Raw genomic sequence first — 1,585 nt, 5'->3', positions numbered from 1 at the left:
CGGACTCGTCATCACAGCTTGGCGTTAGAGTGTGCGGATTTGCCTACACACACGCCTTACTGCTTGAACAGAGACAACCAACGCTCTGCTTACCCTACCCTCCTGCGTCCCCCCATTGCTCAAACGGTGGGGAGGTAGTACAGGAATATCAACCTGTTATCCATCGCCTACGCCTATCGGCCTCGGCTTAGGTCCCGACTAACCCTGAGCGGACGAGCCTTCCTCAGGAAACCTTAGTCATACGGTGGACAGGATTCTCACCTGTCTTTCGCTACTCATACCGGCATTCTCACTTCTAAGCGCTCCACCAGTCCTTCCGGTCTGACTTCAACGCACTTAGAACGCTCTCCTACCACTGACATCGTAGATGTCAATCCACAGCTTCGGTGAATCGTTTAGCCCCGATACATTTTCGGCGCAGTGTCACTCGACCAGTGAGCTATTACGCACTCTTTAAATGATGGCTGCTTCTAAGCCAACATCCTGGTTGTCTAAGCAACGCCACATCCTTTTCCACTTAACGATTACTTTGGGACCTTAGCTGGTGGTCTGGGCTGTTTCCCTCTTGACTACGGATCTTATCACTCGCAGTCTGACTCCCGTGTATAAATATCCGGCATTCGGAGTTTGTCTGAATTCGGTAAAGCGAGATGCCCCCCTAGTCCAAACAGTGCTCTACCTCCGGTATTCTCAATCACGAGGCTAGCCCTAAAGCTATTTCGGAGAGAACCAGCTATCTCCAGGTTCGATTGGAATTTCTCCGCTACCCACAGCTCATCCCCGCACTTTTCAACGTACGTGGGTTCGGGCCTCCAGTAAGTGTTACCTTACCTTCACCCTGGCCATGGGTAGATCACCTGGTTTCGGGTCTACGACAACGTACTCCTTCGCCCTATTCAGACTCGCTTTCGCTGCGGCTCCGCTTTCTCAGCTTAACCTTGCACGTTATCGTAACTCGCCGGTTCATTCTACAAAAGGCACGCTATCACCCATTAACGGGCTCTAACTACTTGTAGGCACACGGTTTCAGGTTCTCTTTCACTCCCCTCCCGGGGTGCTTTTCACCTTTCCCTCACGGTACTGGTTCACTATCGGTCACTAGGGAGTATTTAGCCTTGGGAGATGGTCCTCCCGGATTCCGACGGAATTTCACGTGTTCCGCCGTACTCAGGATCCACTCTGGAGGGAATGAACTTTCGACTACAGGGCTTTTACCTGCTCTGGCGGACCTTTCCAAGTCGCTTCATCTACTTCATTCCTTTGTAACTCCGTATAGAGTGTCCTACAACCCCAAAGAGCAAGCTCTTTGGTTTGGGCTTTTCCCGTTTCGCTCGCCGCTACTCAGGGAATCGAATTTTCTTTCTCTTCCTGCAGGTACTTAGATGTTTCAGTTCCCTGCGTCTGTCTTCCATACGCTATGAATTCACGTATGGATACTATGCCATTAAACATAGTGGGTTTCCCCATTCGGAAATCCCCGGATCAAAGCTTACTTACAGCTCCCCGAGGCATATCGGTGTTAGTGCCGTCCTTCATCGACTCCTAGTGCCAAGGCATCCACCGTGCGCCCTTAATAACTTAACCT

At 51.0% G+C, this 1,585-nt stretch carries 1 rRNA gene; it reads right to left on the bottom strand.

What is annotated here, in order from left to right:
- Positions 1-1,584, bottom strand: a 23S ribosomal RNA gene (locus C9J36_RS16975); the annotation flags it as partial.
- Position 1,585: the final 1 nt, after the last annotated feature.

Origin of the sequence: Metasolibacillus fluoroglycofenilyticus (genome assembly GCF_003049645.1) — a bacterium.
GTDB classification, from domain to species: domain Bacteria; phylum Bacillota; class Bacilli; order Bacillales_A; family Planococcaceae; genus Metasolibacillus; species Metasolibacillus fluoroglycofenilyticus.
Note: the sequence above shows the minus strand (reverse complement) of the source record. Positions and strands in the feature narration are given on the sequence as shown.